The organism is Streptomyces sp. UNOB3_S3, from assembly GCF_020740895.1.
Lineage (GTDB): Bacteria > Actinomycetota > Actinomycetes > Streptomycetales > Streptomycetaceae > Streptomyces.
Map to the genome: position 1 here is coordinate 1 of NZ_JAILXP010000425.1, position 5,723 is coordinate 5,723.

General features: G+C 72.4%; 6 protein-coding genes. 2 read left to right on the forward strand and 4 right to left on the reverse strand.

What is annotated here, in order from left to right:
* The 4 genes from K6I33_RS30680 to K6I33_RS30695 form a co-directional block, all read right to left on the reverse strand.
* The coding region (locus K6I33_RS30680) for a PhzF family phenazine biosynthesis protein (protein WP_229357816.1) at positions 1-288 on the reverse strand (288 nt) is incomplete at its 3' end.
* Positions 289-369: 81 nt separating this feature from the next.
* A complete protein-coding gene (locus K6I33_RS30685) occupies positions 370-1,542 on the reverse strand; it encodes an acyltransferase (RefSeq protein WP_229357817.1) in 1,173 nt (390 codons plus the stop codon).
* A gap of 43 nt (positions 1,543-1,585) precedes the next feature.
* Positions 1,586-2,488, reverse strand: coding sequence for a hypothetical protein (locus K6I33_RS30690; RefSeq protein WP_229357818.1), 903 nt, complete (start codon positions 2,486-2,488; stop codon positions 1,586-1,588).
* Positions 2,485-2,823, reverse strand: a complete 339-nt coding sequence (locus tag K6I33_RS30695; protein WP_229357819.1) for a PadR family transcriptional regulator — start codon at positions 2,821-2,823, stop codon at positions 2,485-2,487. The genes K6I33_RS30690 and K6I33_RS30695 overlap by 4 nt, the downstream gene beginning before the upstream one ends.
* Before the next feature lie 148 nt (positions 2,824-2,971).
* On the opposite strand from K6I33_RS30695, the gene K6I33_RS30700 reads away from it, so the two are divergent.
* Entirely contained in the window at positions 2,972-4,207 is a 1,236-nt protein-coding gene (locus tag K6I33_RS30700) for an FUSC family protein (RefSeq protein ID WP_374286199.1), read from the forward strand.
* 95 nt (positions 4,208-4,302) lie between these two features.
* Positions 4,303-5,616 (forward strand): ricin-type beta-trefoil lectin domain protein, encoded by a 1,314-nt coding sequence (locus K6I33_RS30705; protein ID WP_229357821.1) that lies wholly within the window; start codon positions 4,303-4,305, stop codon positions 5,614-5,616.
* The last annotated feature ends 107 nt before the right edge of the window (positions 5,617-5,723 follow it).

The following is a 5,723-nucleotide window of genomic DNA, read 5'->3' on the forward strand; positions in this document are numbered from 1 at the left end:
GCCACCGGCCGTGTGGACATCCGGACGCCGAGTTCCGCGCCGCCGCAGCCACCACGCGACACCGACCAGCGGATGCCCCGCGAACGGCAGCGCGGCACTCGGCGTCCGGATGTCCACACGGCCGGTGGCGGGGTCGTCGACGAACACGGTCTCGCTGAAACCCAGTTCCGCCGCGAGCCCCTGCCGGGACTCCATGGGGACCCCGGGGCCGTCCTCGACGATCGCGAGCGGATTGCCGCCTCCGCCTTCCGGTCCCGTGAACACCCGTACCACTATGTGATCAGCCATACCGGTGATTGAAGCAGCTCCCCAGGACGAGGAGAGGACGACCGTGGGCGACCCGGCCCGGCCGGTGCGCTCCCCGACCGGCTAGCCGGAAGACGGTGCCGGCCGGTTCGGGCCGGTGCGACCGGGATCGAGGGCGGTGGTGAGATGGTGGCGCAGGAAGCGGCCGAGGCGGCGGTCGACCAGGCGATTCAGCGCGGCGGCCAGCAGCAGGGAGAAGAAGAGCCCGAGGCCGATCGAGGGGAGCAGGCCGAGGCCGGGGACCATTTTGAGGATGCCGCGGGTGGCGGGTATGCCCAGGCTCTGGTGGACCAGGTAGAAGGGGTAGGTCAGGGCGCCGGCGTAGACGAGGGTGCGCCATTGGAGGTGGCGCAGCGGTCCGGGGCCGGCCAGGGCGAGCAGGACGAGGAAGCCGGTGAGGACGGCCGCGCTGACCGCCCAGCTGGTGCCGGGGTGTGTGGCGACGCGGTCGTTCAGGACGGTCAGGGTGTAGCACCAGGCGAAGCCGGCCAGGAGCCACAGGAGCAGGTTGGGTCCGAAGCGGTGCATCAGGTAGAGCGCGATGCCGGTCACGAAGAGTCCGGCGTACCGGCTGAGCAGGATCTCGTCCAGGGCGGTGGAGTGCAGTTCGCGGCCGATGGACGCCAGGACGAGCCAGAGGAAACCGAAGGCTATGGCGCGCCGGTAGGTCAGGCCGATCAGCAGCAGCGCGCCCATGAGGAGGTAGAAGCGGGCTTCGACCCATAGTGTCCAGGCGACACCGGCGGTGAAGTCCAGGCCGAGCGGGCTGGGGATCATGGTCAGGTTGCCCAGGGTGGTGCGCAGGTCCGTGGGCGCCCCCGATCGCTGTCCGGCGAGCACGGTGACCGTGCCTGCGGCGACGATGATCAGGACGACGGCCCAGTACAGCGGGAAGAGCCGGGCGATACGGGAGACGGCGAACTGCGCCGGGGTGCGGTCCCAGCAGCTCATGCAGATGACGAAGCCGCTGATCAGGAAGAACGCCTCGACGCCGAGCCAGCCGTAGCCGCTGATCGCGTGCAGCAGTGGTGCCGCCTGCGGGAGGTCGTAGTTCTCGCCCCAGAAACGGGGGGTCGGGGTGCCGAGGTAGTGGTAGGCGGCCACGGCCGCGGCCGCGAGCAGCCGCAGCCCGTCGACCGCGGCCAGCCGTCCGCCCTCGGCCGGCGCGGGGGTTGTTCGCTGCCCGACTGCCCCGGACAGGCTGCGGGCAGCTCGGGTGGGTACGGAAATGGGCATGGAAGGTCCTATGGCCAGGCGGCCGGTCGAAGAAGACCTGCGGTCAGGCGGGGTTCACCGTGTCGGGGCCCTTGCCACGCCGTAGCCGCAGGGCCGCGGCGGTGGCGGCGAGGGCACCGAGGAGCGCCAGGATCTCCTCGCTCTGCACCCATCCGGAGAAGTACATCGTGACGATGAACGGCGCGGCGGCGCAGGCGAGTCGAACGGTGGTGCGGATGCCGGCGAAGGCCCGGCGGCCCGCCAGGAACAGGGCCGCGATCATCGGGACGCCGAACCGCCAGGGGAAGTGCAGACCGATCCCGAGCGGGTCGATGACGACGACCGCGCCCACCAGAAGGACGGCCCACGCCACCAGCGCGAGCGTCCCCGCCGCGCCGCGCACCCGGCGGGCCGGGCGCAGGTCGGGCGGGCAGGCCAGCGGGAGCGCGGCGATCAGGATCGGCGCGAGCAGGAAGCCCACGAGTTCCCACCTCAGGTCGGGCGGCATGCGCCAGACCGGGTAGAGGAAGGTCACCGAGCTGCCCACCGCCCCGGCGACCGCGCACAGCACCCCGGGGAGGTAGCGCCCGGCCAGCGCGACCACCGCGCCGATCAAGGTCAGCAGGTAGCAGCCGTTCATGAAGGCCATGAACGCGCTCACGCGGTCGGGGGTGCCCGCGGCGCGCATGACGTACCAGTCTCCGGCGCTCCCGATGAGGTTGAAGGCGGCGTAGGCGGCCGTCGCGGCCAGGGCGAAGGGGGCGACGGCGGCGAAGAGCCGTCCGCCCGGGTGTGCGGAGCCGAGGCCGAGGCGCAGTCGCACGGCGTGCGTGGCGATGTCGGCGGCCTCGCGGAGACGGGCGCGCCGGCCCGCCCCCTCGGTCGCCTCCCGGTAGGACTCGGCTATCTCGTCGCCGAAGGCGCGGCGGAAGCCGGCCGGGTACAGGCGCAGCAGTACGGGGTTCACGCGGTGGCCGCCTTGCCGGTGGCGCCCAGGCGCCGTGTGGCCTCGCGCGCGGTGGCCGCGATCCGCTCGGCCTCGGCGGCCAGGGTCGCACGGCCGGGAGCGGTCAGGGTGTAGGTGCGCCGCAGCCGGCTGTCGACGACCTCCTCCTTGTGCACCTCGACCAGCCCCTGCTGCAGCAGGCGCTCCAGCGCCCCGTACAGCGTGCCGGTCCGCATCTTCACCCGCCCGCCGGAGATCGACTCCACCTCGCGCGCGATCGCGTAGCCGTGCCGCGGCTCGTCGGCGAGGGCGGTGAGGAGGAGAAGGGTCGGTTCCTGCATCGCACGGTCAGTCATGCCACCACCATATGTCATTCACCGGCATATGATGAAAACCGTCCTGATCGAGAGGGGACAAGACAGGAAGAGGCGGACCGGCCGGTTGCTCCACACCGGTGACGGCATGGTGTCCCGGGGAGACGACGGCGGGAAGAGGCACAGCGTGCTGCCCGACCTCACCGACCCCCTGACGACCCTCGTGCGGCGCCACCGGGAGCCCGCCGTCGTCCAGGCGGTCCGCTCCACGCTGGCGGCGGTGATCTCCTATGTGGTGGCCCTCCAGCTGAGCAGCGAGCCGGCGCCGCTCACCGCCCCGCTCACCGCGATCCTCGTGGTGCAGGTCACCCTCTACTCCACCCTCACCACCGGCATCCGCCGGGTGAACTCCGTGGTCGCGGGCGTGCTGATCGCCATCGGCTTCAGCGTCGTCGTGGGCCTGACCTGGTGGAGCCTGGGGCTGATCATCCTGGCCTCGCTGATCATCGGCCGGTTCGTCCGCGCGGGTGAATTCGTGCCCGAGGTGGCGATCAGCGCGATGCTGGTCCTCGGGGTCACCAAGGTGGGCTACACCGCCTGGGACCGCGTCCTGGAGACCCTCATCGGCGCCGTCGTCGGCCTCCTCTTCGACGTGCTGTTCGTCCCCCCGGTGTGGGTGCAGCCCGCCAGCGAGGCCATCGAGCACCTCTCCCGCCGGATGGGACGGCTCCTCCAGCGGGTCGGCGAGGAACTCGGCGACCACATCCCCGTCGCGGAGGCGGCCGCCCGGCTCCACGAGGCGCGCCGCCTGGACCACGAGATCGTGCAGGTGGACGCCGCGCTGCGGCAGGCCGAGGACAGCCTGCGCCTCAACCCCCGGGTCAGGGAGGGGCTGCTCCACCGGATCGTGCTGCGCACCGGCCTCGACGCGCTCGAGATCGCCGCCGTCGTCCTGCGGGTCATCTGCCGCACCCTCACCGACCTCGCCAAGGAACGCACCGGGGAGGCGCTGTTCGCCCCCGATGTGGCGGAGGCCCTGCGGGAGGTGTTCGTCCACCTCGCCCGAGCGGTGGAGAGCTTCGCCGTCCTGATCACCACGCAGGTGAGCGCCAACGCCGAGGAGGCCGAGTCCCGGCTCGTCGCGGAACTCGCCGCCGGCCGCGCGAGCCGCGACCGCGCCGCGGAACTGCTCCTCCAGGGCGTCCGGCGGCACCCGCGCCAGTGGCAGCTCCACGGGGCGCTGCTGGCGGAGGTGGACCGGATCCTGGACGAGCTCGACGTCGAGAAGCGGACCGAGCGGCTGGCCGAGGAACTGGACCGCGCCGCCCGCGAACAGCGCGACCGCCACCCGAGGCTCCACCGCGTCCAGCGCCGCCTCCGCAGCACGGGCTACGGCTGGCGGAGCGCCACGGGCGGGGAACGGTGACCGAGGGGGCCCAAGATCACTCCTGCCCGGGCGCCCGGTACGGTACGGCCCCCGGGTAACCGGTGGAACAACAACGGGGAAAGGCCCATCAGCACATGCGACTTACCGGCAAACGACGCATAGCCGTCGCCGCCACGGGTGCCGTGGCGGTGATCGCGGTGACGGCGCAGGTCATGCCCAGCGCGTTCGGCACGGGGGACACCACGGCGACGACCGCCGAGGGCCCGTCCGACGCCCTGTCCGGCGACGCGGACTCCGACGCCGACTCCGGCACCGTCTCCGCGACCGACGGGACCGTCTTCCGCGACGGTGTCATGTCGCCGGGCGCGGCACCCGCGCACGCGAAGGCGGCGGTGGCGGGGGCGGCCGCCGCGGCGTCGCAGGGCGAGGGGTGGAAGCTGGCGACGGGCATGACCCAGTCGCTGCCGACCGGCTACACGATCAAGTTCTACGACCAGAAGTCCGTGAACTGGCTGGGCCGCTATGTGAAGGCGTCCGCCGCGGACCTCCAGCGCGTCACCAGCCTGCCCGTCGACGTCGACACCACTCCTGTGGGCTGGGACTACGTCCGGCCCAAGGGCGAGATCCTCATCGGTGTGCTCAAGCGCCCGTGCGTACCGCCCGCGGACAAGGGGCAGACCGGCTGGAAGATCGTCCGTGACGGTTCGGGCGCCCCCAACCTGAGCTGCGGTCTCATCTCCTCCTCTCTCCCCGGCACCGTGACCAGCGGGCACGCCTACATCGACACCGAGTTCTTCACCGCGGACGGCAAGCCCGCGCCCTCCTGGGGCGAGACGTTCATGCGGAACCACATCAGCCACGAGCTCGGCCACACGATGGGCCTGACGCACGCGGACCGCAGCGCGACGCGCGGCGACTGCGCCGTGGGCAAGGACTCCGGCGAGAAGCCGGTGATGTGCACCGCGAACCACGGCTACACGGACGCCCGCGCGGGCACCTACGTCCAGCAGTTCGACGCGCAGGGCCTGCGCACCCTCGCCGCCGGCGCCGGCGCGGCCGTCCCGCCCCAGGGCAGGGTGACCGGGCTCGGTGGCAAGTGCCTCGACGTCAAGGGCGCGAAGGCGGCCAACGGCACCCAGGTCCAGCTCTACACCTGCAACGGCTCGGTGGCGCAGTCCTGGATCGTGGGGAAGGACGGCACGTTCCGCGCGCTGGGCAAGTGCCTGGACGACGCGCGCAACGCCACCACCGACGGCAACAAGATCGAGCTCTTCGACTGCAACGGCGGCGCCTCGCAGCGCTGGTCGGTCGACGCGAAGGGCCGGATCGTCCACGTCGCGTCGGGCAAGGTCCTCGACGTGACCGACGGCGCCACCGCCGACGGCACCAAGGTCCAGCTGCACACGGCCGACAGCAACAAACGCCAGCTCTGGACCGTCCCGAAGTAACGGCCTGAGTAACGGCCTACTGGTGCGCCCCCTCCCCCTCCGGGTGGCCGGTCGCGCGGCCTCGGCGGGCCGGGGCCGCGCGACCGGCCACCCGGAGGGGGAGGGGG

Bases quoted from the DNA above. Each gene is read 5' to 3' on its own strand.
- K6I33_RS30685 (WP_229357817.1), bottom strand. From the start codon at position 1,542: ATGCCCATTTCCGTACCCACCCGAGCTGCCCGCAGCCTGTCCGGGGCA.
- K6I33_RS30695 (WP_229357819.1), bottom strand. From the start codon at position 2,823: ATGACTGACCGTGCGATGCAGGAACCGACCCTTCTCCTCCTCACCGCC.
- K6I33_RS30705 (WP_229357821.1), top strand. From the start codon at position 4,303: ATGCGACTTACCGGCAAACGACGCATAGCCGTCGCCGCCACGGGTGCC.